The sequence below is a fragment of the Mesorhizobium sp. WSM4820 genome, assembly GCF_055811075.1.
On record NZ_JBVVQN010000002.1, the window covers coordinates 416626 to 441284 of the forward strand.

Sequence of the window (24659 nt, forward strand, 5' to 3'; positions counted from 1 at the left end):
CGAATGCACAAGCGCGTCGTCATTACCGGCATCGGCGGCCTGTGCGGGCTCGGCACCGACGTGCCGACGATCTGGGGCGAGATGCGCGCCGGCCGTTCGGCCATCGGCCCGATCGTCAATTCGGAGCTGCATGACCTGAAAATCAGGGTCGGCTGCGAAATCAGGACGCTTCCCGAGCACGGCATCGACCGCAAGCAGGCCGTGTCGATGGACCGTTTCAGCCTGTTGGCGACGATCGCCGCGCGCGAGGCCGCGCAACAAGCCGGGCTAAGCTTGCACGCGGCCAACACCTACCGGATGGGCTCCATCGTCGGCGTCGGCGTTTGCGGCTGGGAGGCGATCGAAGAGAGCTATCGCGCCATCCTGCTCGAGGGCAAGAACCGCACCGGCATCTTCACCGTGCCGAAAGTGATGCCGGGCGCTGCGGCCGGCCATGTCAGCATGAATCTCGGCCTGCGCGGGCCGGTCTTCGGCATCACCTCGGCCTGCTCCTCGTCCAATCACGCCATTGCCTCGGCGGTCGACCAGATCAGGCTTGGCCGCGCCGACGTCATGCTCGCCGGCGGCACCGATGCGCCGCTGGTCTGGGGCATCCTGAAAGGCTGGGAGGCGCTGCGGGTGCTGGCGCCCGACACCTGCCGGCCGTTTTCGGCCGATCGCCAGGGCTTGGTGCTCGGCGAAGGCGCCGGCATGGTCGTGCTGGAAACTTTTGAGCATGCCATGGCGCGCGGCGCCACGATCCTTGCCGAAATTGCCGGCGCCGGCCTTTCCGGCGATGCCTCCGACATCGTCGCGCCGACCATCGAAGGGCCGGAGGCGGCGATGCGCTTCTGCCTCGTCGATGCCAGGCTCAACCCGGAGGACATCGACTACGTCAATGCGCATGGCACCGGCACCAAGGCCAACGACCAGATCGAGACGGCGGCGATCAAGCGCGTCTTCGGCGACCATGCCCAAAGGCTATCGATCTCCTCGACCAAATCGATGCATGCCCACTGCCTCGGCGCGTCGGGCGCGCTGGAGTTGATCGCCTGCGTGATGGCGATCCGCGAAGGCATCGTGCCGCCAACTGCCAATTTTCGCGAAACCGACGCCGATTGCGATCTCGACATCACGCCGAATGTAGCGCGTGAGCGCAAGGTGCGCGCGGCGATCAGCAACGGCTTCGCCTTCGGCGGCACCAATGCGGTGCTGGCGTTCAAGGCGGTCTGACCGCAATCGGATCATCCAGACACGACGAGACGCGTCTTGCCACGCGCCACGACGGCGCGCTTGTGCGAAAAAAAATCCCAGGAGTTTCGATGACCGACCTGTCCGCCTTTCCGATCGCCACGCGCTGGCCGGCCAGCCATCCCGACCGCATCCAGCTCTATTCGTTCCCGACGCCGAACGGGGTAAAAGTGTCGATCGCGCTGGAGGAACTCGGCCTGCCCTATGAGGCGCATGCGGTGAACATCGGCAAGGACGAGAGCTGGACGCCGGAATTCCTGTCGCTGAACCCGAACGGCAAAATCCCGGCGATGATCGATCCGGACGGCCCGGGCGGCAAGCCGATCGGGCTGTTCGAATCCGGCGCCATCCTGCTCTACCTCACCGACAAGACCGGCCGGCTGGTCCCGGCCGACCCGGCGCGGCGTTACGAAACGATCCAGTGGGTGTTTTTTCAGATGGCCGCGATCGGGCCGATGTTCGGGCAGGTCGGTTTTTTCCACAAATTCGCCGGACGCGAGATCGCCGACAAGCGCCCGCTGGCGCGCTATCGCGACGAATCGCGGCGGCTGATCGGTGTGCTCGAGACGAGGCTGAAGGGCCGCAGCTGGATCATGGATGACGATTACACCATCGCCGATATCTCGATGCTGGGCTGGGTACGCAATCTGATCGGTTTTTACGAGGCAAGGGAACTTGTCGGCTTCGATGATTTTTCCCATGTCGCGGCATGGCTGGAGCGCGGCCTTGCCCGCCCGGCGGTGCAAAGGGGTCTCAGCATCCCCGCTCGTGGCTAGCTCATCGGTCGCAGGCGCCGGGAAGCGGCTATTTTGACTTGGTTTTGGGTTTTGAGCCGCCCTTGCCCATGACGGAAGCGGCGAGGGACGCAGCGGTCTTGGCGGTGGCGACAACTGCGCCGGCCGCGACATTGGCCGTCGTCTTGACGGTGCGCATCGCGCTGTCCGCCATCGAGCCGCCACTTGCCGACTTCCTCGACCTAGCCGGTTTTGCCGTGGTTTTGGCGGCGGTCGGTGTCACTTTCTTCGGTGCTGCCTTGCCAAAACTGGGCTTTGCATCCTTGGAGCGGGCGGCAACGGCCGGGCCAGCGCCGGTCTTCGCTTCAGTTGCCTTTGATCCAGTTGCCCTGGATCGAGTTGCCCTGCCCTTGCCGGGCGCAGGCTTTCTTGCCTTGTTTGCCATCGGAGTAGCCATCGGACAGTCTTCCTCATGTCAGCATTATTGCCGTATTCGAGATAACGGCCGGAAAGTCCTAAGGTTCCAGGCCGGGCGGTCCTTGCGAATCAGGGTTGATCGCCAAGCACCAGATCGGCGCGACGGCGGCGGGCAAGCACGCGGTCGATGTTGGGCATGTCGTTGGAAGCGATCCAGGCGCGGGCGTCATCGTCGGAGCGGCCATGCTCGTGCCATCGCTCGAGCAGCCGGCGCTCGAGCTCGGCGCGCGGCACATCGACAAAGATCGAGAAATCAAACAGCGGCGCCAGCCGCGACCACGGTTCCTCGTCAAGCAGCAAATAATTGCCTTCGACCAGGATGAACTTGGTGTCAGCGGCGATGATCGACGCGGCCGCGCGAGACAGCTCCATGCTGCGGTCGAACACCGGAATGGCGATGTCGGGCTCGGCGGCGCGGATGCGCTTCAGCAAGGTTTCGAAGCCGGCAAAGTCAAAAGTTTCCGGAGCGCCCTTTCGCGCGCGCAGGCCGCGCTGCTCGAGCACGATATCGTCGTAATGGAAACCGTCCATAGGCACGATTTCGGCCGCGCCTTCCGGCAGCAGCTCATGCAGGCGGGCCGACAGCGTCGACTTGCCGGCGCCCGGAGGACCGGCGATGGCAACGACAAAGCGCCGCGCCTTGCCGGCGCGCTTGAAGATGGTGGCGGCGAGGTGGGCAATCTCGGACATCGGAGCCTTTCTGGCCTAAGTGTTTTGGATCGCATCTTGGCGATAGTTGGCGGGAATTTCAAACGCGGGATTATTGAAGATCGACCAATTGTCGAGGTCGGCGCCGCTGCCCCCTCATCCGGCCGCTTCGCGGCTACCTTCTCCCCGTTGGGGAGAAGAGAGAAGCGGCGGCGCTGGCGATCTCCTCTCCCCTCGGGGAGAGGTCGGATTGCCCCGAATTGCCCTTTGCAATTCGGTTGGCAATCCGGGTGAGGGGGCAGCGCCAACGCTCGCAATAGGAGGGCTAACTCCAACCGGAAGCGCCGCCCCCGACACAGCCCAATCAGGCGGGCACGGATCGGCCGATCCGCAGGAAGTCGCCGTCGAAAGCGACATCCCGCGTCGTACCGTCGGCCGCCATGAGGCGCATGCGCCCCTGCGTGGTGGTGATATCGCGCGGCGGCTCGCCGTCCATTAAGGGCAAAACGCCGATGACGTGGCGGAACGAGACGTTGCCGCCAAGGGCAAAGGCGGTTGCCACCCCTTCCCGCTTCAGCCAGTTGTCGCCCAGCGACGCGGCGTGGCCGAGTGCGGTGCGGCCGTCCTCGATGCCGAGCACGCCGCGATGGCGGCCGCTCCACGGCGCGTAGTCGCGCCCGCCATTGCTGATCCACAGCATGGTGACCGGCAATTCGGCCGGGTTTTTCAGCACCAGAACGAGATCGGCTTCCGCCTTTCGCGCCAGAGCGGTCCAGCCCGGCCCGCCATGGTCGGCCTCGACCAGCGTGACGAAATCCTCTCGGCTGTGGTCGATGCGATAGTCGGTCAGGTCGAGCGTGCCGCCATCGGCGGCGGGAAAACGCGTCAGGTCGGTCGAACGCGCGGGATAGGCGAGCAGGAAACGGCCGCGGGCGGGATCGGGCTCGAGTGGGTCGTCCGGCGTTGCCGCAAATCGCTTCGGCGAAAAAGCCAGCCTGCCGCCGTCCTTCATCACCGTCATCGGATGATGGGCGACGGAAATGCCGCCCGAACCGCCGGAAAAGACATGCTCCTGGTAGAGAAAGGGATGGCCGTCGCGCAGGGTCAGGATTTTTTCGACCGTGGCGCCCAAAACCTTGTGCTGCAGCCTGAAAACGGCCCGCCAGCCATCGGCAGTCGCCGCCGAGGCGACGACATCCCAAGGGCTGTTGGCCGGCCAGCCGTGCAAGGGCGCTTCCTCGACATCGCTGCGCGAAAACGGCGCGCATAAAAAATCGCCGGACAGGCGAACGGTGCCCGCGGGAAGGTCTGGCGGCAGCGTCGCGCGCGGCTCGTCGATCCACGGCGCGCGATGCAGCGGTTTTAGCCGGCGCCCGTCGATATCGACCGTCATGTCGGCGAGATGGCCGACGGTGAGATCGACCGTTACCGAAATCCCTTTTGCCGTGATCGTCAGCGTATCCATGGCGCACCTGCTGATTCTGCCGGCGCCAGCAAACCCGCTCGGTGCCGGTTGCGCAAGCTGGATGAGGGGCATTTCGCATCAGAGACGCTGTGCCCGGCCACGTACCCCTAGCCCCGAGGCTTTCGCTCTACGATGTACCCCCACCCCTAACCCCTCCCCACAAGGGGGAGGAAGACTTCCGTTGGCACTGACCTCGGCAAATTGCCTGCCTTCCGGCGCGCCAAAGGGAAAGTAAAGAGCGCGGCAGCGTTCCCTCCCCCTTGTGGGGAGGGTTAGGGTGGGGGTCCATCGTAAAGCGAAAGCCTCGGCCCAGCGATAGCCCTGCCGTAAACGGGGCGAAAGAAGCTGGCCGCAATGCCGGCGCCCTTCTTGCGAACGCCGGTGATTGGCGAAACCGCCGATGCCAGCCCCCTCTCCCCGTCACTATACGGGGAGAGAATGCCGGCAGGCAGGTGAGGGGCAGCACCAACGCCCGGGTGCATTCAAACCCGAAGCGATTGCCGTGAACACCGGCATTAACCAAATGGACGGCGCCATTGGGTTAAGCTAGTTTCCCACTCGTTTCAGCAACAGCTTACCTTCAGAATGTCCAAACCGCGCCTCTTTCCGCTCATCAAAAAATTTGTCGCGGCGTTTGCGCTGCTGGCGCTGGTCGCCGGCTGCGCGACGACGACGCCGACGGAAACCATGCTGGCGGTGCCGGCGCCGGCGCAGAAATATGCGGCTGTCGTCATCGACGGCAGCGGCAGGACGCTGTTCGAGGCCAATTCGACGGCGCCGCGCTATCCGGCATCGCTGACCAAGATGATGACGCTCTACCTGCTGTTCGAGGCGCTGGAGCAGGGCCGCGTCAGCAAGGCGACGCTGATCCCGGTGTCGGCCAACGCCGCCAGGCAACCGCCGACCAAGCTGCGCTTCCGGCGCGGCGAGACGATCGACGTCGATTCGGCGATCCGGGCGATCACCGTCAAATCGGCCAATGACGTGGCGGTCGCCGTCGCCGAATATCTCGGCGGCAGCGAAGATGCGTTCGCCGCGATGATGACCGCCAAAGCGCGCCAGATCGGCATGCGCAGCACCGTCTTCCGCAATGCGTCCGGCCTGCCGGACGCCGGCCAGCAGACGACGGCGCGCGACATGGCGGTGCTCGGCACGGCGCTGCGCGCCCGCTTCCCGCAGCATTTCCACTATTTTTCCGAAAGCGATTTCATGTTCCGGGGCAGGCTGGTGCGCGGCCACAACGACATGCTCGGCCGCGTCCGCGGCGTCAACGGCATCAAGACAGGCTACATCAGAGCCTCAGGCTTCAACATCGTCACCTCCTACGATGCCGACGGCCGCCGGCTCATCCTCGTGGTGATGGGCGCCGACAGCGCGCGCCAGCGCAACGACCACGTCGAAGCGCTGATCCAGCGCAACCTGTCGCCGGTCTCGAACACGACGACGCGGTTGTTGTATGCCGGGGAGCAGTGAGGGGCGGACAAAAGCCCTGGCTTTCGAATGGCGAACGCCCCTGAGCCTGCGAAGGCCGCGTAGCGACCGGATGCGGCGCGAACCTCATAGGCGACGCCTAGAGGCGCCGGGACAACTTTACGGCGCCTTGCCCGTTGAAGCCTGCGCCTGCTTCCGCTAAGAAGCCGTGGCTGGCCGGTTCACCGGCTGGTTCGTTTTCCGGATCGTCGATCCCGAAAGCACCCGTAGCTCAGCTGGATAGAGCGCTGCCCTCCGAAGGCAGAGGTCACAGGTTCGAATCCTGTCGGGTGCGCCAAAATCGGACGACACAGAAGTTTGGACAACGACACAGATCGTTGGACTCTTCGCAACCAAATAATAAGAAAAAGCTGGCTGGCGACCTCCCGAGTTAAGCGACTATGCCGCCATCTCTCCGCGGCCGCCTTCAGCGCCATCCTCAGCCGAACAGAATATTGAATCGGACTAATTGCTACCGTGCGAGCCGTGGAAAAGGACCTCATGAACCAACTTGTCGCCGGCCTCGCCAGTCTGCACCGATCACATGCACTCGACGTTCGAAAATCCCCTTGCATCACGGGGCATCGACACATGATGCTTGGTACCCGCGGTGACCGGCAAGATCCGACCCCTTGCAGACCATCCCTGAAGAGGCCAAGGAAAAGTCGTGACCCGATGCCGCCTTTCCGGCGCCGATTTTCCTCTCAAACGGGACCTTCCTCGCTATCCAGCCACCGGTTACGACCTTCGTTCCTCGTGCCGCGACCGCTTAGCGCCTCATTATAGCCATTCATTGGCTGGTCGATGATCTCGGAAGCTGTCATCCGTTCACTGCGTCCGACCTCGTTTGGAGACCGGGATGGGCATGTAGGTCGTCAGCTTGCCGGCGAGGAAGAGGTCTAGCTGCTACGATTGGAGCAGTAGGACAAGAAGCTGCGATCAGGAGACTGATCTCCTGTGCGAAAGCGCCGAAAGGTCGAGCGTTAGGGCTTGAAGTTGCTGGGCACTTTCCGCGTCATGATTGGTCAAAAGATCAACCAGATCCTGCTGATCGGGTTGTCCCAAGGCGAGGCGATAAAGAAGCCTTTGGCTTCTTAGCCGGGCAAACCGATCGATATCACGGCTCTGCGGCAATGCGAACAAATGGCGCTTTAGCTCGGCGCCAGGCATTGTCCACCACGGGCTCATACCGGTTTTGTCGCCAAACGCCGCGTCGGCTTCCTGGGCGATTATGTCCCAGGGGGAAGCAGAAACTTGTCTTGCATGTGCCAAGGCATCCTCGCCGAGCTTTTTTGCCAAAGGCTGCCGCACCGTCAAACCGCCGAACCGCTGAACGCGACCCTCACGCTGTTCCAGATCGACGGGACTCGAGCAAATATCCCAGTGCCCCAGCCTGTCGCACCAGCTGTGAAAATCCAGCCCTTCTTGGCCCACTGAGGTCGTCGCGAGTATGTAGGGCCAGAAGGGCGTATTGAACGCGCTCCGGATCTCTTCCGATCGAGCCGCGGGCGGTTCGTCGTTATTCTGCTCTTGTCGCTGCGTTTCCGTCTCGGTCCCACCGAAGGGCACTGCCGCGTGACACCGAATTCGGATCTTGTCCTTCTTCCTGGCGCCCTTGAAGCCAAAGGTTCCAACGCTGGCGGCCAGAGCTGACGACAGGTCCTCGATCAGCCCCTCGGGATTGACCTTGGATTTCCGCAGCCAGAAATGCTCGTCGAGGACAGCCTCAAGGCACCCATCGATGCAGGCTTGCTGATATTTTTCTGTCGCGTCGTCACCCGGCAATATCGACCAGAACACAGGCCGGTCGAGATAGGTACGCAGTCTTGTCCAACAGAACCTCACCAATCGAAGGAAATGCTGATCCTCATAGTCAAACAGCTCCGGCAGATGGCGATACAGCGCCCGTCCAACGACGACGCCCGGAGCGCCGAGCGCGATATCGACAAGCGCATCGAGCTCACCAGCGCTCAACCAGTCGATCGCATCGGCTTCCTGCCGTTGCGCGATCAGTGTCTGGAGGGTCGTATCCTTGGGCGCGATCCTGGACCAGTTTCTTTGGACGATCCCGAATTCACGGGCTTCCTTGCCTTTCTGTGCGCGTTCGATCGCGGCGAGGACCGCCCAGGCTGGCTTTCGCCGCCGATCATGGCGAGCGTTGGGTGCTCTCGGCGAGATCGACTGCGGCAACGCCTCGATGATCTGCTGCCGCACCTTCAACCGCACCTGCTTCAAGCTAGCCTTTCCGCGAACGTCTAACGGATCCACTGCCTTTATGAGGAACGGGCTAGGGTGAAACAGAGCGAGCGTCGGCCCCTGGTTGGGTTTGGGGTTGAGATGCCGCTTCTTCCAGGCGCGCGCGTACGGAATATTCTCCTTGCCGACATATCGGCGCTCGACTTCAAGGCTCACCAGTGCGGCCAAACTCTGCGGAGTCGCTCGAAACCGGCTGAATATCAGCATTTTGGGCGAGTGCGATAACTTCGCCCAAGGGCCGGCGGGCGTCCACCAAGGAAGGGAGGGTAGCACCCATGGCAGGGCAAGTGCCTCAGTAGGCACAAGAGCGTTGAGCGCGCGCAGCTTGGCGCTCCCCCAACCGTCCTTCGGCGGCTTAAAGCAGTTGGTGACTCCCAGACGCGGGACGCTGCGCGTCGCCGGAAAATCAATGTCCTTGGAGATCTGATAACGATCTCCAAGGGCCTGGGCTGGGAGAGGCACAGAGAGCCAATATGCAATCGCGCTGCCGGCCAGCTTTGGCGCCACATGATCGGTGAAGTGTCGATACACATCGAGATCATGGGCTTCGATCGGGACAGGCCGCGGTGGCGGTTCATTGGGGTGCGGTGTGGCCGGACGCTCGGTTCTTGACATGAGCGGCGTGAGGAGAGCTTCGAGTTGATGCTTGATCGATCGGGCCTCGTCGATCGGCGCGCTACGGCTCTGGGGTGGCAGCCTTCCAATCAAATGCAACAGGTCGCCAAACCTTCGGAATTGCGACTCGGCCTCCGTCCGAACTTTCGTGCCGCCCAGAAATTCAATCAGGTCGAACAGCTCGGCATGCGGGGCGATCCCGGCACCCGTTTCCCAACGCTCGGCATAAAAGCGATAGGGCGTTGCGGAAAGCAGGAGAAGGGGTGGCGGCGCTTCGCCCTCTTTGCCGCACAGGAGTTGCTTCGCTAACGGATTGTCGTCGTCGGGGCTGAGCAGTTCCCTGTAGCATTGGAACTCGTCGAAGATGACGAGATCGGGCGGCGTTGATTCCAAAGCCGCCTGAGCCAGAGCTTTCCGCATTCGCCCCAGACTTTGCCCATGTTTGGTCGTGATGATGGCTTTGAGGATAGTGTCACGTGCAGGCGTTCCGAACTCTGTCCGCAAAGCCCGGCAATAGGCGGCGATGAACTTCTGCGGCACATGACTGATCTGCTCTTGCGCTTCATAGCACGCTCCGGGCCAGCCGGACGTGGCGCCATATTCGATGTAGCCATCGGGGAACTCATCGCTGAGGCCCGGATAGATTTTGTCCAGCAGCAGGCCGATAAACGCCCGCTCAACCGCCTTTCCGCCATAGAGGCGCTGTGATCCGGAAAAGGACGTCTTGGGCGTGAAGGCATAGAGCCGGAGCTTCTCGCTTTCGGATGATTCGAACGGAATAAGGCCGACCCGATCGATCTTTGACAGTGCGGCTTTCGCCTTGTCCTTGTCCAGGAACCGCAGGAGCTCGACCTTGTTCTGGTCGGCAACCTTGAGCCCGCTCGTGATGTAGTAGACCGTGAAATTGCCGGCCTTGCTTGCCATGGCGGCGAGGATGTCTCGCGCGACGACTGTCTTGCCCAGGCCGACCTCATCGGCGACCAGGAAGCGCCGTAGAGGGTTGCCGCCCTGCAAGGCTGCTGTGGCGGCCTCGGCAGTGGCCTCCTGAAAGGGTTTCGCGCGCGCGCTCATGATGCAAGCCGTGCGCGGGCTATCGCCCAAATATGCGCGAGCTCCTTCAGATCGAGGCGTTCGGCTTCGCTGAGATTGTCACAATGGGTTAGTAGCGCATCAACATAGGGTGCGAAATGACGATCAACTCTGCCGAACGCCTTCCTGTCTCGAGCCCAAGCGGACAACATGTCTTCCAGCGTCAGCCGGTCGAAGCCGAGTCCGTCCCTTCTCTTTGGGCTTTTTCCGGGATCTTCATCCCACAAGGTCCCATCCACCGGTAGGGTGTCACCGTTCAGCATGGCGCGCATCCAGTCGTGGAACGCTCGGAGGCCCATATGACTCGCAAGAGCAGCCAAGTCGCGTTCCGGTTCGAGGGGAGGTCGAACCTCGACACGTTGCATCCAGCGTAAGTCGCCATTCGGTCCGACAATACAAACCTGGACGAATGCCGACTGGTGGGACAATGCGACAACGCCTAGTTTGAGCAACGTCGCTTCCTTGGGCCAGGCGAGCAGATCGCCATTCGCATGGCCCGCCTCCAGTCGATGGGAGGCATCTGCCAGTTGTGGAATCTGTTGGGCATCGATCGAGAACAGGTCGCCATCGCGTAACAGGACTGGATCCCACGAGGTCATCAATCGCTTGCGTGACGCTTCAAGCGCGTCGGCCGCGCTCATGTCGCTCGGCTCGGTAGCTCTCAGTTCCTCCAGCGTCACGGGAGTGGCCTTTCCAACGAGGAATTCGACTCCTCGCCTGAAATCCTCACCCGCCGCCAGTTCCACCATGATTTCCGAGTTTCTACCGGACCAGGCCCTGCTGGTGGCATTGGCGCTACCCACTCTCAATATGGTCTGCTCGCCCATATCGAAGCAGTAGACCTTGGCATGGAGGGCGAGGGGGACCGGCTCTTCATCATCTTCGGTGACAGGGTCGCTTCCAGGCAGGTCTGCGGCTTCCCCCTCGAAGAGGATGTCAGGCGCGGCATAGGCGAGTATCTTCGAGAAGCCGGAAAGTGGCTTCCCCTCCCTATTGGCCATATCGACGAGGGCGGGCATTGAAGAGATCAATGTCCTTGCATCATCTGGACCCCACTCCCCGGCAGCCTTGACGAAGTCAGCAGACAGGAACGGGCTGATGACGGTGATACTGTCGATGTGGCCGACCGGCGGCCCAGCAGGGAGGCCACCCCCTTCGTCCAGGCCATTAAGCAGAGCTCGCACGGTAAAGCCTGCCGGCGCTTCCCACCAGAGGCTCTCCAATTCAGCGGCGAGTGCCTCGGAATCGGATCGATGCGCAGCGCTCGCGAGGCTTGCGCCCATTGCCCCGACTCCGGGCAGCCGGACACGCCCTTTAGCGCGCTTGGGCGAGCCTTCCAGCAGGACGCCGGCATCGAGATCGCGAGATCGCGTCAGATTGCGACTGCCTATCCAGAGTTTCCAGCGAAGATAGTCGCCCGGACAGTCATAGGCAATGAGTGCGATCTTTGGATGCCAGCTGCGTGATTCCTCATCATGAGGCTGCTCGACGACGAACTGGTCCAGTATGCCGGCAATGCGCGGAAGCGCCGTTGGGCGTGCAATGTGACCGCGCTGGATGACGATCCTTACCTTGTCACGAAGCTTGTCGATCGCCTGGGCAAAATCAACCGCACTCCCACTACCCTTGTCGTTATTCCGCCCGATCAGTGCCAGCAAAGTTGCAGCCACCGCCGAGAGATCGACCGAATAGGTCGCGAACAGCGCGAGGCGCACGGTTTCGAGGCGGTCGGGACGTAGTTCGTCGAGATAGGGTTGACCCGGCCACGCCTTGCGGTCACTCATGAGACACCTTCCAGGTCGCGGAGCAGGCGCTTCACATTGCCCCATCGAAAGTGAAGCGGTTCTGCCTTGCCGTGCCTGGCGGCTTGCCACTCGACACGCCGATCGACGCCGAACTGGTTGTTTGCGAGGCGGGCGCGATCGCCCTTTCGACTGGTCTCTGCGCGGGTATAGGCATCCAGCAGGATCATGGGATCCTTGCCGCCTGACCGGACCCATGACCAACTCTCCTTAAGCACGGTTTCGACTGCTGGCGGAAGCTTGCGCATCTCCTCGAGAAAGAGCGACATATCGAGACCGGCGGCTTGCTTTCCCCACTGCAATGTCGCCTCCTTTAGATCAGCGCGATGGAGGTTGGGCTGAGGCCTCTTGTCTCGAACTTCCTTGAGCGTCTCAACCTGCGCTGCATAGATCGCCCGTCCAATAGCCGACAGCGCCGCTGCCTGGCCCGCACGACGCAGGACAGGCTCTTCCTTGCCGGCAACGGCAAGGATCATATCCTCCCAACAATGATCGGCACCATCCAGAGGCTTGCCGACCAGTCTGGAGAGCAGCGAGGGCTGGGCAGGGTCGATAGGCGAGCGCACGGCCCTCAGTTTGCGGGCCAGAAACTTCTGCTCGGACTTCGAGAGATCGAGCGTCAATTTTCCTTTGCCGTCCCAGTCTGGAGGAAAGTCGACCATTCCGGCAATCGGCCATGTGACGATGTCGAACGGCTTCCCATCATCATCCTGAAGTGAGCGCTTTACTGTGGCGGCCAGCAGCTTTGCCATATCCGCGCGACTCCACGGGTGTCCTTCCGGTCGCGTCCCGATCAGCCCCCATTTCGTAAGGGCCGTCCAATAGACATAAGCGGGGGGCTGACTGATGGCGCGTGGGTAGATCTCCCCGCCGATTACACCGTCCCTCTCGCCGCCTTCTTCCGTAAACTGAAGTCGTCCGGTCAGATCATGTTCCAGATCGACGAAAGCCTGTGCGAAGTCTTTGGGTACCGGACGTTTGTCGCGAAGCGACTGGTATAACCATGGGATGAGTAGCGCATATCGCAGTCGTGTATGCAGTACGGATGTGCCGGGGAAAAAATGGTCGGCATAACGCTGGTGGACGATCAGGAATCCAACCTCATCCCGCACGCCGGCCACGCCACCCAGCATGGCTTGCTCGGCCTGGCCCAACGCCTTGCGCGACAGAAACGTAAACCCGAATGATGACACGCGGCCCCCTGTCGCAGTGATGAACTTCGCCTCGGCTGCGTTCCTAAATCAAAGCTTTAGAGCGGGTTGTTTCGGTGCAGGCAAGCAGCGTTATTACTGCGTTGGAGTGGCTTACCATTTTTGTCTAGGCAGGCGGCAGCTAATCCATACTCGTTTGCCGAAGCCGCCGGTCCGATATCGGTCCACAAGCTGGACCTGAAGCGCCCGCCAATCCAATTTGGTTCAGGGTGGGGCTTCAGCGCCCCATGCGTAAATGCTATCTGATGCGGTGCATCTCGGGTCAATCCTGGGTGAACAGTCCGGTAGCGGACAGTTATGTAGAGAGCACAATGCAGAACGCGCAGTCCCTGACTTCAAATCAAATCGCTTTGATCAGGGTATTGATCGATCAAATTCCCTCGTCCTGGCGGTTGGCCGAGGTGTCTGATATCGAGCTCGGCGAGGCGGTCAACGCGCTCGACGGGAGCGCCGATAGTCGCTGGGAAGAGGCTCCTCCCGAGATCGTCTCGCCTCAACGCGAGGGCGTTTTGGGGATGGTGTTGGTGCGCAAGCGCCGGCAACTCGCTTATTCTCTGAAAGTTTCCAACCTGACGCGGGATCCTTTCGCTTCCATTCCGGCAATTGCACTGAGCGCGGCAGGCGGAAGCGCCCTTCCCGCTCTCATCGCAGCACCGCCGGTGACTTTCCCCAGCTTCCTGCTAGGCATCGCACTCGTATGGCTGCGGGCGTTCGCCCAGCCCATTGGTTATGGGGAAGCGGCACTGCTTCATCACATGAACCAGATCGCAGCCATCAAGGGAAAGGTCTCACGGGAGGATCTAGCCGACGCAGGACGCGTTCTGGTCGATGCCTACGGATATGTGAAGGGACAGAACAGCAACGAGATTTCGGCCCTGTTGGCATCGCTGTCATCGTGGAAAGCAATTGAGGAATTCGATGGGGGTTTTCGTGTTACTGAAAGTGTCCCCTTTGGCTTCGGCCCATTGGAATACGCGCCTTAGATCATGTGGTTGGCTAGACGAACTAGCGACATCCCGTCAGGAGGTTGCGGGTATACCCGTCCAGAGCATCATCCAGTGCAATCATGGCCTCGGGTGCGAACCTTGCGAGGTCGAATCGATCACTAGGGAATACATAGGTCTCCCCCTTCGAATCGAACATCGGCGGAATAAGGCCCAGATAGGATTGTGCGTGCATAGGGCTGAACGACGGGTTGTTCGTCCGTCCCTTCGCGACCCCTACTCCTAGCTCGAGCGTGTAGCGCTCGGCTTCGTCGCTAGGAGTTTCCTGCCCTCCGGGCTGTTGCATCGCGATCGCTACTATGGCCTGCTCCATGATCGATCGTCGATCCGGCAGACCCGTTCGCAGGAGCGCTGCATCGATCCAGGTGGCTTCGTCGATACCATCTCGCCAGGGATCGAGATTGGAGCAGATCACCGCGAACTTGAAGGCGCGGTCCCCCCTTTGCTTGAAGGATGGAAACAGGTTTGCCTACGGCGCCATCGTCGGCGGGGTCGACGAAAACCCCCGCATCTCAAATATGAGGAATGTCATGATCAACTATCATGGTTCGACGACTACCTATTCAGAAGACAAGCTTGCGAAATTTCGCTGCTCCCTTGATCCAGAGAAACTCAGACTCGCCGGATGCGAGAGACGCCGTTCTTGCTTACGCTTGGATGATTGCCGAGTACCGCGCCAGGCTCAGCGATATCGATGCTGCAATCGTAACTAGCCCGGACGGTCCTGCCAAAAGGCGGTTGATCAATGAGTCGGACGCGATTCGTGAAGCCACTCGACTCCTGTATTTTTCGGTTCGACCATTCCAGACCTACTGATTCAGCCGTTGACCAATGGCCAAGCACGCAAGGTGTCCAGCCATCAATGGCGGAACACCAGCATGGTCCAACAACCTATGGCAGCTGCAGTCCAATCCCTTTGTGGAATGGACTGCCAAGTCATTGAAAAATTGACAGCCCGAGTCCAATCTTCTGTGGCGCCTGACAAAATCTTGTCGACCGCCTTTGAGCCGTACATGTGTGATAGGGAGGTTGCGCTCCGATTTAGCCCATCGGCGACATCATCTCTTGGCGGCTGCAAATCACCGACGTATCCTTCGTACTTATGATTCCCAGATTATGGATCTGTACTCGGCGGCTGCGAATGAAGCATAGCGGTCCAACCGCTGAAAGAGGGTCCCCATGCCTTTGATGGTGGATGTCGTTGTAAAATATTCTCGCGGGGGCTGGATCTTTCTCTGGTAGGTATGATAAATTTATTGCTATTATTAAATCAAGTATAACGTAGAAGAATGATGCCAGCGCCAGAATCACTATACCAACGGAAAGTCATCCAATTTCCCCACAAAGGGGAATCGCAAGCTCATATTCAATGTTCTGACAATCTAGAATATATGCGGAGGCTCGATAAGGAGAGCATGCACCTTATAGTCACGTCACCGCCCTATAATGTCGGCAAGAAGTATGAGAAAAGGACCTCCAACGAAGTATACGTAGAGCAGCAGGCCGCAGCCATTGCGGAGGCTGTCCGCCTACTTCATCCAAATGGATCAGTTTGCTGGCAAGTTGGAAACGGCATTGATGAAGGGGAGGTATTTCCGCTCGATATAGTTCTATATCCAATTTTCAAGAATCACGGATTAAAGCTTCGCAACAGAATTGTTTGGACTTTCGGGCATGGGCTGCATTGCCAGAAACGCCTGTCGGGTCGTCACGAGACAATTCTTTGGTTTACAAAGTCGGATGACTACACCTTCAACTTAGATCCAATTCGAGTTCCTTCTAAATATCCCGAGAAAAAGCACTTCAAAGGACCGAACAAAGGAAAGATTTCAAGCAACCCTCTAGGAAAGAACCCGTCGGACGTATGGGACATCCCCAATGTTAAGTCGAACCACGTCGAGAAGACAGATCATCCGTGTCAGTTTCCTGTCGGACTCGTTGAGCGACTGGTGCTATCTCTCACCAACAGGGGTGATTCCGTCCTTGATCCCTATTTGGGGGTGGGATCAAGCGCCATCGCCGCGCTCAAGAATGGTCGACATGCATACGGATGTGACGTGGTCCGCGAGTACGTCGATATCGCCAACGAACGGATTGACGCCTACCGGAGCGGCGAGTTGCGCGTCCGACCTATGAACAAACCGGTCTACGAGCCGCCATTTTAAGGATGGAGTATGAAATTCGCAGGGGCCTACTCTCTCCACAACGGACAGGCCGAGTGGGAGAAGCGCGAATTGAGCGAGTGGCTGACCGATATTTTCGAGGCCCCTAACATCCCGATTGGTGCGGGATGCACGGGACGGATACGCCGGCATCTGCAAGGCGAACTGACAGCCAGCGGATGGGCTCACGCGGTCCGAATTGACCCGAACTATGACCTGACGGTAACGGGTCGATATCGTGATCTCGCGTTTCAAATTCAGACGGGGAACATAAGCCGCGCCATCTACGACCTTATGAAGTTTCAGTATCTTTACATGCAAGGGAATATAGAAGCCGCAGCGCTAGCTGTGCCAACGAAGGCGGCGGGAGCAACCATAGCTTCGAATGTGGCAAGCGTAGAGCGGGTTTGGGGTGAAGTTCAATTGTTCGATCGGATAATTACCTTTCCCCTTTTGATCGTCGGATTTGAATAAGGGGAACGGCGATGCCTGGATATCAAGTCAACGTTAAACCTGCCCATGAGCGCAAGGATCTGATCGCCGCGCTGGCTGTTAAACCGGTTTGCGGCGAGCAGCCGACCTTCGACGTGTACGAAGGTCAGCGTACAATGTTACCAGTTATACGCCTGCCGTTGGATGTACCTGTTTATCGGATGGCTAATGCTCGGACACAGACGGAGCAGTTGGCACACATTGCGGAAAGAAAAGTACCTACCAATTTCTTTCAGGCGGGCCAAGACAACGAAGAAGCACAGCAAGCGCAACATAATATTCTTAAGGAGTTTGCCCGCGCGATCTCTGGATCCATAAAGCCGATCATCGAAGAGCTTGAGCGCACAAAGCAGACCGAGCCAATCATGCTCACGCCCGCTGGAGTAGTGATCAATGGTAACCGCCGCCTGGCCGCCATGAGAGAGCTTTGCGCTGAGCGAAAATCAGAATTCCCGACCTTTGCCGAGGTGGAGTGTATGATCCTCCCTCATCTGACGGAAGATCAGATCGATGACATAGAAACACGTCTACAGGAACGACCGGAGACGAAGCTACCCTATAGCTGGATCAACGAAACGTTGAAAATCCGCCGCCAGCTTGCACAGAAGACAAAGAAAGAGACCGATATCGCCGATATTCGCCGAAAATCCGTTGGGGATATTCGGAAGTCTCTGAGCGCGCTGAACTATGCGGAGATTTATCTAAAGGACTGGTGCAGCGCCCCTGGCGATTATCGACTCGTCGAGAAGGGTGGCGAACAGTTTTTCAGTGATCTAGTTCCTCGTCTAAAGGGTAAGGAAGGTCCGCTTTTGGAAGCCAATCTTCGAATGGCTTGGGCGCTCTTCGACAATCGCGACAGTCTTGGCGGCAGGATTTACAATTTCAATAAGGTTCTTGGTGAAAAGGCTGAGCAAGTTCTTGCTCAATTGGCTGAAAGGCTCGAATTTGACGAGGAGAGCAAGCCGTATGACTACGAGCAAGGTGCGTCGGCAGCGGATCAATCCGGCCAGCTTGAAATCGATCTCGGTGGAGACGAGTCGTCGGATGATTATGGGCCACTAATAGATCTATTTGATAACCCTGACCGTCGTGACGAGGTTTTTGATGAACTAAAGGCAGTTTGCCAGACAATCCTCGACACGGGACAAGCTAGCAAAATGGGAAGGGCCGCGCTCCGGGCGGCTCAAGACGCAAACACACGCCTGACTGAAATTGATCTCGCGACTGCTGACCCCAATACACACGACGGGATCGAGAAACAGCTCGAAGAAATCATTCACCGCGCAACGGCGCTTCGAGGCAAGCTTATACAGATAAGGGACGGGAGCGAAGAGTCGCCGTCTGACGGGGGCTGATCGTGGCGTCGAGCCCGACTCCAATCGGCATCCACTACAATCCAACGCGGTTCACCGGACGATTTGTCTTAGAAGATGCTCCGTCAACTTCAATTTGGGAGCGTCTACAGCAGGCCGTCTTAAACTTGAATTTAGAGTATCATTTTGGGACCAACACGATTGAGTTGACCTGGGCCGGGGCGCTCACCCTTATCGGCCAATTCGCCAATCAGCAGAGAAGCCTCGATTTTCGCTTTAGTCCCCGCGACGACACCGCGCGCGATCGCTTGAACGCTTTTGTCCAGCAATTCAAACAAGTCCAGAAAGGGAAGGGCACCCTTAAGCTTTCCGTTTCAACAGAGGAAATCGAAGCGCGGCTTATTCAAGAGGGCTTTAATAGAAAACTAAAAAGTTTTCAACTAAGGGACTTGCAGCGCTTGCTGTCCGTTGAAAATGGCGCGAATTTTTCGGTACCAGGAGCCGGAAAGACCACGGTCACATTGGCGCTACACATTTTGGTGCGTAAACCCGGTCAGATTTTGCTTGTTATTGGCCCGAAGGCATCATTCCCAGCATGGCGCGAAGTTGTTGCAGAATGCGTCAGACCAGACGCCCCCAACGGCAATGCGGAAACTTTCAGAATTTTGACTACGTCTGGTGACGCCCTTAGCAAAGCTCTGTCATCGGGAGGAACGCGTTTTGTTGTTAGCTACGACTTAATGATTCAGAATCCCGAAATTCTCACCAACTTTACGGCTCAACATAAGGTCCATCTTGTCCTTGACGAAGCCCATCGCATGAAGGCGGGTTTCGGCTCACAGCGCGGCGCTCTCCTCCTAAACCTCGCGCCACTTCCAATCCGTCGGGACATTTTAACTGGTACCCCGATGCCCCAACAGCCATCGGATCTGCAGTCTCAGCTCGACTTTCTATGGCCAGGGGCTGGGCTCGGGCTGCAGATTAGTCGAGGTGACCCGCCTCGGCAGGTGCTCGGACAACTCTATGTTCGAACCACAAAACAAGACCTAGGCCTGCCAAAGCCCTATCGGCATTTTATCTCCGTCCCAATGGCTGACGGTCAGATGGCCCTCTACGGCATCATAAAGAACGAGTTTCTGCGGCAAGTCAGTACCTTAGGGTTGGATGCAAGATTCGATGCACCCGCGGCGAAGCGGTCTGTAATGCGTCTATTGCAGCTTTCGTCCAACCCAGTTCTGGCCCTCCGGTCGGTCGCAGAAGACGCTTTATCTATGGACTCTGGAGTATTGGATCAGGTTATCGCCGAGGGGCCATCTACCAAAATGAGAGCAGTAGCCGATTTCGCGAGATTGCTCGCAAAAGAGGGGCGGAAAGCGATCATATGGACGATATTTACCGACACCATCATTCAAATGGAAACGCTTTTAGCTGACCTCAACCCAGTCAGCCTTTACGGCGCCATACCGTCTGGAGAGCCAACAGACCCTTCCACTAGGGAAGGGAGAATTAAACGATTCCATGAAGATCCGTCGTGTATGGTGATGATAGCTAACCCGGCAGCGGCTGGGGAAGGGATAAGTCTGCATAGGATATGTCACGACGCGATTTATCTTGATCGTAGCTATGTGACGACCCACTACCTTCAGTCTATTGATCGGATACACCGATTGGGCCTGGCTCCTAATGTAGAAACCAACATTTATATCTATCGAACTTTAGCCCCGATGGGTCTTGGATGCATCGACCATTCAGTTAGCCACAGGCTGCGGCAGAAGCTTCGTGCCTTGCAAGTCCTCTTAGACGATCCAGACCTTCACGAAATTGCGTTCGATGAAGAAAATTCCGACGACCCTATAGCCTGGGACATTAGCCCTGACGATGTTCGTGATTTGATTGAGGTGTTGGAGGGGCGGGCCAGTTATTCGGACGAGGACAGTGAGTGAGTCCGTCCAACAACTTTATACATGAATTTAGAATGAGCGCGTTTGTCGCAGTTAGCGGGATTCGTCGTTATCTCCGGGATCATTCGGATTCATCCGTACAAGAAGCCGCAGAATCCCTTCGGCGTTTGGATGCAGACTACGCGGCTGCTGACTTCGAAGGTGGAATTCGCCTTCACGCGCGGTTTCCTGAGGCCATAGATTTTGTTGATCCTCGTGATGGCATCCGACAGGGGCTCACCGTTCTAATCGAAGCTTACAAGCCTTGGTGGTGTCGTTTCTTTCCTTACGGCAGGCAGCGGCTTGCCACAGCGCTTAGCCAAGATGAACTCCAGACCTTCAAATCTGCGGGACTATTTGAGGATGAGCCATCTTCAACCATCGTCGAGTGGTGGGATGCACACGCAGCCCAAATGCGAAGCGTGACCGATGAAAAGCTCAACGCTCAGGGCCGTTGGGCAGAAGTGTTATCTTTGGACTACGAACGCACTCGGCTAGCCTCACTTGGCATCAACAATGGTCCCCGGTGGGTTGCCATTGACGACAACGCAGCGGGCTACGACATTCAATCTTATGATCCAACTGATTATGGGATAAAGAACCGCCTAGTCGAAGTGAAATCCACCCAACGCACGCCATCTCGAATTATCTTGACGAGAGGGGAATGGAACGCTGCCCTAAAATTCGGTGAAGCATACTTCTTTTATATTTGGAAATTACCCAGTGAGGAGTTGATTGTAAAATCGGGATCAGAGATGGCGGACCATATACCCGCTGATTGCGGCAATGGACGTTGGACTGAGCTCGAAATTGAAATCTAATTTTTGTCGTGCTTTGGCAGTTTTCGGATTCACTCCGTCAAGCAGCGTCGGATCGACTCCTGCCCGCCCATCACCGTCACCTTCCACTCAGCCATTGCTTGGAACCCAATCGCCCTCAAATGACTTCTTCGTGGTTAGATATCGAAAGGAGACCCCATTGTCCGCACCTGACGAAATGGATGTCGTCCTCGAAAAGCTGCCTTTGAGGATCGGCGCCTACGTGCCCGACGACTTGCTGGAAGACTGGTTCGCGCCGGGAACGGGCATGAACCCGGTCAGCAAGGAAGCGCTGGCGGCCGCCAAGACTTATGGGTGGCGCTTCGAATGCGAGTTCAAGCATTATCCCGAGCGGATGGAGGGCGTGTTCTGGAAGTGGGTGCCGGCGATCTGATCCGCGCAATTTGCATCGGCCCTTGGCGCTTCATTGATCGAGATTGCCGCGAGATCGCTCCCCCTGATCGCCTCAGCCTATCGGCGTCTTTCCGGTTCCGCCGCATTCGGGGCAGGCGCGGCCGTCGATCATGCCTGTCCCGGCGCAGCGGCGACAGATAATCACGCCGGCGCCGGGAATGCCTGGCGCGTCGGGATTGGCTTCACCAAATTGCCCGGGTTCGCCTTGCAGCTGCTTTCTCACCCGGGCAACCGCAGCCTCATCGACTTCAAGCGGCGTGCTGCTGTCGTCCGGTTCGCCGGATATGGTTTCGTTGCGCGGCCGGTCGTTCGTGCCTGTCGTTGTCTTCTGAGCCATTGCAGTACTCTTTTGCTGTGGCGCAGCTCTCAGCTTTTGCGCTTCGAACGCCTCAGCTCCGCAGAGGTTCCGGTTGGCAATTGTTCGCCGGCAGGGCGGGCGGAAGCGGCAAAACGGCCGGCGAGCTCATCGCTCAAGCATCGGGGATCGCTTCAATGGCACCGCCGTTGCCTTTGCATCAGCCCAGCCGCTCCGAGCGCACTTTCACATCGTCGCTCAGCTGCCGCACGACCTCGGCGGTGTTGCGGATATCGGCTTCGTCGAGAGCGACGCCCATGGTCGAGGCGATCGCCAAGAGCTGGGCGTTCAGCTCGTCATAGCGCGCGGCGCCTTTGCGCGTCACCTGCACAAGCTTCGAGCGCCGGTGTTTTGGATTGTCGATGAATTCGACCAGCCCCTCGGCCGCAAGCTCATCCGCCAGCCGCTGCATGCGCTGACGGCTGGTGGGTCGCATCTGGGCGATCTGCGGCACGGTGAGCGGGCCAAGCAGCGCCAGGCTTCGCATGAAGCCGAACGAGCCGCCGCCCCAACTGGTGATGAGCCCTGTCTTCTGGCCGAGAGCCCGTATTCTGAAGAAGCACTGGGCCACTTCGAGCATCAGCTCGGCGATCGCCTCGGCCTTGCCGTCAGCGATGGGGTCCGCCCCGGTCCTCTGGTCGTGTCTTGCCGACGCCATCGCTTCCTTCCTTTTGTCTTGCGAATTTCTGCGATTGACACCCTTGTTGTCAACTTCTAGAGTGACACCTTAGTTGTCATGATAGGCAGCTGTGAGCTTCGTAGCCCTCCAGCATTTGCGGGAGCAGACATGGCAATGGACCCGGCTGGACAAACCGACAGCGGAACCGCAGGTGTTATCGCGAGACCGCCGCTGCTCTTTCTCGCCGCTTTTCTGATTGGCTTCGTGCTGGATCGCCTGCTGCGCTTGCCGTTCCCGATTCCGGGGAATGACCTGGTCACCTGGATCATCGGCGGTTTGCTGATCCTGATCGGTTTTGCGCTTTTCGCCGCGGGCATTCGCAATTTCTCCCGCGCGACGACGCCGGTGCCGACGAATGAGCCGACGCGCGTGCTGGTGACGACCGGCATCCACGGCTGGACGCGCAATCCGATCTACCTCGGCATGTTCCTCATCTATGGCGGCATCGGCGTGGCCGCGCAGAATATCTGGATCCTTGTTCTCACGCTGCCTCTCGCAATCCTGATCCGCTACGGCGTCGTCGCCCGCGAGGAGGCCTACCTCGAGCGGCGGTTCGGCGATGCGTATCGCGGCTACAGGCAAACCGTGCGGCGGTGGCTCTGAGCGTCGCAAGAATGCCGACAGTTGCGCACGTCAGGAAACCGCAACGAGATGACCGTTGCCAAGATCCCTCAGGGCCAGTTTCGGCGGCTCTTCGCCGATTTTTCGGGTCGGGCTCGGGATCTCCTGATCGAGACGCGCGAAACGCGGCCGGCGTCTTGCCGGATCGGGCACCGGCACGGCTTCGATCAAGCGCTTGGTGTAGGGGTGGCGCGGGTTCGAAAAGACCTGGTCGCGGGTGCCCATTTCGACGATCTGGCCGAGATACATGACGGCGACACGATCGGAAATGTTCTCGACCACCGCCATATCGTGCGAGATGAACAGATAGGCGATGCCGAATTCGCGCTGCAGTTCCTTCAGCAGGTCGAGCACCCGGGCCTGGACCGACACGTCGAGCGCCGAAACGCTTTCATCGGCGATGATGAGTTTGGGCCTGAGCGCCAAAGCGCGCGCGATGCAGATGCGCTGGCGCTGGCCGCCCGAGAATTCGTGCGGATAGAGCTCCATCTGATCGGCCGAGAGGCCGACACGTTCGAACAGCGCCGCCACAAGCTGGCTACGCTCTTCCTTCGAACCGATGCCATGGATCAACAGCGGCTCGGCAACGAGGTCGCCGACGCGCATGCGCGGGTCAAGCGAGGCATAGGGATCCTGGAAAATCATCTGCACATCGCGGCGAACCGCCTTGCGCTGGTCACGGCCAAGGCCCGCCAGATTGCGCCCGCCGATGACGATATCGCCGTGGTAGGGCACAAGCCCGGCCAGCGCCTTGGCGGTGGTCGACTTGCCGCAGCCGGATTCGCCGACCAGCGCCAGCGTCTCGTGCGGCGCGATCGAAAAGCTGATGCCTTCGACGGCGTGGACACGGCGGTTGACTTGGCCGAAGAAGCCACCGCGCAGGTCGAAATGGACATGCAGATCGTTGACCACCGCCACGCTTCCGGGCTTTTCCGCTTCGACGGATTTTTGTTCGGCGGATTTTTGGCGGCCGGCGCCGGTACCAATGCGCGGCACGGCGGCGAGCAGTTCACGCGTATAGTCGGCTTGCGGGCGGGCAAAGATATCGGCGGCTGTTCCCTGCTCGACCATGCGGCCGTGCCGCATGATGACGACGCGATCGGCCATTTCGGCAACCACGCCCATGTCGTGGGTGATGAGGACGACGCTGGTGCCGTGTTCGCGCTGCAGATCGCGCAACAGTTCCAGCACCTCGCCTTGAACGGTGACGTCGAGCGCCGTCGTCGGCTCGTCGGCGATCAGCACATCCGGTTTCAGCGCCAGCGCCATGGCGATCATCACGCGCTGGCGCATACCGCCGGACAGTTCGTGCGGAAACTGTTTTAGCCGGCTTTCGGCTTCCGAGATGCGGACGGCCTTCAGGGCCTCGACGGCGCGTCGGCGCGCCTCGGCACGCGACAGGCCGGTATGGGCCTCAATGGACTCGACCAGCTGCCGGCCGATCGACAGCACCGGATTGAGCGAGGTCATCGGCTCCTGGAAGATCATCGCGATGCGGGCGCCGCGAATACGGCGCATCCGACGCTCATCGAGTGTCGCGAGGTCGATTTCGCCAAGCTGGATCATGCCAGAGGAAATTCGTGCTGCAGGCTGCGGCAGCAACTGCATGATCGCCAGCGCCGTCATCGATTTGCCGGAGCCGGATTCGCCGGCAATGCAAAGCGTCTCGCCACGCTTGAGCGTCAGCGACAGGTCCGACACGACTTCCCGTTCGCCGTCCTCGCCGCGCACGCTGACGGAGAGGTTGGCGATATCGAGGATGGGGTTGTCGGCGAGGGTCATTGTGGGCGCGGCCGGGAGAAGGTCGTGTTCCTGCGCACCCCCCTCTGTCCTGCCGGACATCTCCCCCGCAAGGGGGGAGATT

Annotated in this window: 21 protein-coding genes and 1 tRNA gene; 12 read left to right on the forward strand and 10 right to left on the reverse strand. The window is 59.3% G+C overall.

The window, feature by feature from the left end:
• Positions 1–3: 3 nt before the first annotated feature.
• Both AC0L2R_RS05425 and AC0L2R_RS05430 read left to right on the forward strand, forming a co-directional pair.
• A complete protein-coding gene (locus AC0L2R_RS05425; RefSeq protein WP_473507972.1) occupies positions 4–1212 on the forward strand; it encodes a beta-ketoacyl-[acyl-carrier-protein] synthase family protein in 1209 nt (402 codons plus the stop codon).
• An 89-nt stretch (positions 1213–1301) separates the two neighbouring features.
• Positions 1302–2006 carry a glutathione S-transferase family protein gene (locus AC0L2R_RS05430; protein ID WP_473507973.1) on the forward strand — a complete coding sequence of 235 codons (705 nt, stop codon included), beginning with the start codon at positions 1302–1304 and terminating at the stop codon, positions 2004–2006.
• A gap of 28 nt (positions 2007–2034) precedes the next feature.
• Here AC0L2R_RS05430 and AC0L2R_RS05435 read toward each other — a convergent pair whose 3' ends face one another.
• From AC0L2R_RS05435 to AC0L2R_RS05445, 3 genes are all read right to left on the reverse strand, one after another.
• Entirely contained in the window at positions 2035–2421 is a 387-nt protein-coding gene (locus AC0L2R_RS05435) for a hypothetical protein (protein WP_473507974.1), read from the reverse strand.
• An 89-nt stretch (positions 2422–2510) separates the two neighbouring features.
• Positions 2511–3131, reverse strand: a complete 621-nt coding sequence (locus tag AC0L2R_RS05440) for a nucleoside triphosphate hydrolase (protein ID WP_473507975.1) — start codon at positions 3129–3131, stop codon at positions 2511–2513.
• Positions 3132–3453: 322 nt separating this feature from the next.
• On the reverse strand, positions 3454–4554 hold the full coding sequence (locus tag AC0L2R_RS05445) for a hypothetical protein (protein WP_473507976.1): 1101 nt from the start codon (positions 4552–4554) through the stop codon (positions 3454–3456).
• Positions 4555–5139: 585 nt separating this feature from the next.
• Between AC0L2R_RS05445 and AC0L2R_RS05450 the strand changes: the two genes are divergently transcribed.
• The gene (locus tag AC0L2R_RS05450) at positions 5140–6027 is read left to right on the forward strand and encodes a D-alanyl-D-alanine carboxypeptidase family protein (protein WP_473507977.1); all 888 of its coding nucleotides are present in this window, start codon (positions 5140–5142) and stop codon (positions 6025–6027) included.
• 218 nt (positions 6028–6245) lie between these two features.
• Positions 6246–6322, forward strand: a tRNA-Arg gene (locus tag AC0L2R_RS05455).
• 641 nt (positions 6323–6963) lie between these two features.
• On the opposite strand, the gene AC0L2R_RS05460 is transcribed toward AC0L2R_RS05455, so the two are convergent.
• From AC0L2R_RS05460 to AC0L2R_RS05470, 3 genes are read right to left on the reverse strand one after another with little or no spacing between them, the layout of a single operon-like run.
• A complete protein-coding gene (locus tag AC0L2R_RS05460) occupies positions 6964–9966 on the reverse strand; it encodes a helicase (protein ID WP_473507978.1) in 3003 nt (1000 codons plus the stop codon).
• The gene (locus tag AC0L2R_RS05465; RefSeq protein WP_473507979.1) at positions 9963–11768 is read right to left on the reverse strand and encodes a phospholipase D family protein; all 1806 of its coding nucleotides are present in this window, start codon (positions 11766–11768) and stop codon (positions 9963–9965) included. The genes AC0L2R_RS05460 and AC0L2R_RS05465 overlap by 4 nt, the downstream gene beginning before the upstream one ends.
• Positions 11765–12979, reverse strand: a complete 1215-nt coding sequence (locus AC0L2R_RS05470) for a DUF6361 family protein (RefSeq protein WP_473507980.1) — start codon at positions 12977–12979, stop codon at positions 11765–11767. Before AC0L2R_RS05470 ends, AC0L2R_RS05465 begins: the two co-directional genes overlap by 4 nt.
• Before the next feature lie 329 nt (positions 12980–13308).
• Here AC0L2R_RS05470 and AC0L2R_RS05475 point away from each other — a divergent pair, with 329 nt between their 5' ends.
• Positions 13309–13980, forward strand: a complete 672-nt coding sequence (locus AC0L2R_RS05475) for a hypothetical protein (protein ID WP_473507981.1) — start codon at positions 13309–13311, stop codon at positions 13978–13980.
• 22 nt (positions 13981–14002) lie between these two features.
• Here AC0L2R_RS05475 and AC0L2R_RS05480 read toward each other — a convergent pair whose 3' ends face one another.
• Positions 14003–14416: a hypothetical protein gene (locus AC0L2R_RS05480; RefSeq protein WP_473507982.1), complete on the reverse strand. Its 414-nt coding sequence runs from the start codon at positions 14414–14416 to the stop codon at positions 14003–14005.
• Positions 14417–15416: 1000 nt separating this feature from the next.
• Between AC0L2R_RS05480 and AC0L2R_RS05485 the strand changes: the two genes are divergently transcribed.
• From AC0L2R_RS05485 to AC0L2R_RS05510, 6 genes are all read left to right on the forward strand, one after another.
• Positions 15417–16166 carry a DNA-methyltransferase gene (locus AC0L2R_RS05485; RefSeq protein ID WP_473507983.1) on the forward strand — a complete coding sequence of 250 codons (750 nt, stop codon included), beginning with the start codon at positions 15417–15419 and terminating at the stop codon, positions 16164–16166.
• Positions 16167–16175: 9 nt separating this feature from the next.
• A complete protein-coding gene (locus AC0L2R_RS05490) occupies positions 16176–16637 on the forward strand; it encodes a BglII/BstYI family type II restriction endonuclease (protein WP_473507984.1) in 462 nt (153 codons plus the stop codon).
• Positions 16638–16648: 11 nt separating this feature from the next.
• The gene (locus AC0L2R_RS05495) at positions 16649–18010 is read left to right on the forward strand and encodes a ParB N-terminal domain-containing protein (RefSeq protein WP_473507985.1); all 1362 of its coding nucleotides are present in this window, start codon (positions 16649–16651) and stop codon (positions 18008–18010) included.
• A 2-nt stretch (positions 18011–18012) separates the two neighbouring features.
• Positions 18013–19911: an SNF2-related protein gene (locus AC0L2R_RS05500; protein WP_473507986.1), complete on the forward strand. Its 1899-nt coding sequence runs from the start codon at positions 18013–18015 to the stop codon at positions 19909–19911.
• A gap of 32 nt (positions 19912–19943) precedes the next feature.
• Positions 19944–20729 (forward strand): protein NO VEIN domain-containing protein, encoded by a 786-nt coding sequence (locus AC0L2R_RS05505; RefSeq protein ID WP_473507987.1) that lies wholly within the window; start codon positions 19944–19946, stop codon positions 20727–20729.
• A gap of 157 nt (positions 20730–20886) precedes the next feature.
• A complete protein-coding gene (locus tag AC0L2R_RS05510; protein WP_127206550.1) occupies positions 20887–21120 on the forward strand; it encodes a hypothetical protein in 234 nt (77 codons plus the stop codon).
• A gap of 72 nt (positions 21121–21192) precedes the next feature.
• Here AC0L2R_RS05510 and AC0L2R_RS05515 read toward each other — a convergent pair whose 3' ends face one another.
• A complete protein-coding gene (locus tag AC0L2R_RS05515; RefSeq protein WP_473507988.1) occupies positions 21193–21477 on the reverse strand; it encodes a hypothetical protein in 285 nt (94 codons plus the stop codon).
• A gap of 178 nt (positions 21478–21655) precedes the next feature.
• Positions 21656–22153, reverse strand: a complete 498-nt coding sequence (locus AC0L2R_RS05520) for a MarR family winged helix-turn-helix transcriptional regulator (RefSeq protein WP_473507989.1) — start codon at positions 22151–22153, stop codon at positions 21656–21658.
• A 225-nt stretch (positions 22154–22378) separates the two neighbouring features.
• On the opposite strand from AC0L2R_RS05520, the gene AC0L2R_RS05525 reads away from it, so the two are divergent.
• Entirely contained in the window at positions 22379–22777 is a 399-nt protein-coding gene (locus tag AC0L2R_RS05525) for a methyltransferase family protein (RefSeq protein ID WP_473507990.1), read from the forward strand.
• Positions 22778–22807: 30 nt separating this feature from the next.
• Here AC0L2R_RS05525 and AC0L2R_RS05530 read toward each other — a convergent pair whose 3' ends face one another.
• A complete protein-coding gene (locus tag AC0L2R_RS05530; protein ID WP_473507991.1) occupies positions 22808–24577 on the reverse strand; it encodes an ABC transporter ATP-binding protein in 1770 nt (589 codons plus the stop codon).
• Positions 24578–24659: the final 82 nt, after the last annotated feature.

What these genes read in the sequence shown, in the direction of transcription:
- AC0L2R_RS05465 (WP_473507979.1), bottom strand. Translation starts at nt 11,768, where the DNA reads ATGAGTGACCGCAAGGCGTGGCCGGGTCAACCCTATCTCGACGAACTA.
- AC0L2R_RS05430 (WP_473507973.1), top strand. Translation starts at nt 1,302, where the DNA reads ATGACCGACCTGTCCGCCTTTCCGATCGCCACGCGCTGGCCGGCCAGC.
- AC0L2R_RS05425 (WP_473507972.1), top strand. Translation starts at nt 4, where the DNA reads ATGCACAAGCGCGTCGTCATTACCGGCATCGGCGGCCTGTGCGGGCTC.
- AC0L2R_RS05460 (WP_473507978.1), bottom strand. Translation starts at nt 9,966, where the DNA reads ATGAGCGCGCGCGCGAAACCCTTTCAGGAGGCCACTGCCGAGGCCGCC.
- AC0L2R_RS05450 (WP_473507977.1), top strand. Translation starts at nt 5,140, where the DNA reads ATGTCCAAACCGCGCCTCTTTCCGCTCATCAAAAAATTTGTCGCGGCG.
- AC0L2R_RS05530 (WP_473507991.1), bottom strand. Translation starts at nt 24,577, where the DNA reads ATGACCCTCGCCGACAACCCCATCCTCGATATCGCCAACCTCTCCGTC.
- AC0L2R_RS05440 (WP_473507975.1), bottom strand. Translation starts at nt 3,131, where the DNA reads ATGTCCGAGATTGCCCACCTCGCCGCCACCATCTTCAAGCGCGCCGGC.
- AC0L2R_RS05475 (WP_473507981.1), top strand. Translation starts at nt 13,309, where the DNA reads ATGCAGAACGCGCAGTCCCTGACTTCAAATCAAATCGCTTTGATCAGG.
- AC0L2R_RS05515 (WP_473507988.1), bottom strand. Translation starts at nt 21,477, where the DNA reads ATGGCTCAGAAGACAACGACAGGCACGAACGACCGGCCGCGCAACGAA.
- AC0L2R_RS05505 (WP_473507987.1), top strand. Translation starts at nt 19,944, where the DNA reads ATGAGCGCGTTTGTCGCAGTTAGCGGGATTCGTCGTTATCTCCGGGAT.
- AC0L2R_RS05485 (WP_473507983.1), top strand. Translation starts at nt 15,417, where the DNA reads ATGCACCTTATAGTCACGTCACCGCCCTATAATGTCGGCAAGAAGTAT.
- AC0L2R_RS05520 (WP_473507989.1), bottom strand. Translation starts at nt 22,153, where the DNA reads ATGGCGTCGGCAAGACACGACCAGAGGACCGGGGCGGACCCCATCGCT.
- AC0L2R_RS05445 (WP_473507976.1), bottom strand. Translation starts at nt 4,554, where the DNA reads ATGGATACGCTGACGATCACGGCAAAAGGGATTTCGGTAACGGTCGAT.
- AC0L2R_RS05435 (WP_473507974.1), bottom strand. Translation starts at nt 2,421, where the DNA reads ATGGCTACTCCGATGGCAAACAAGGCAAGAAAGCCTGCGCCCGGCAAG.
- AC0L2R_RS05490 (WP_473507984.1), top strand. Translation starts at nt 16,176, where the DNA reads ATGAAATTCGCAGGGGCCTACTCTCTCCACAACGGACAGGCCGAGTGG.
- AC0L2R_RS05495 (WP_473507985.1), top strand. Translation starts at nt 16,649, where the DNA reads ATGCCTGGATATCAAGTCAACGTTAAACCTGCCCATGAGCGCAAGGAT.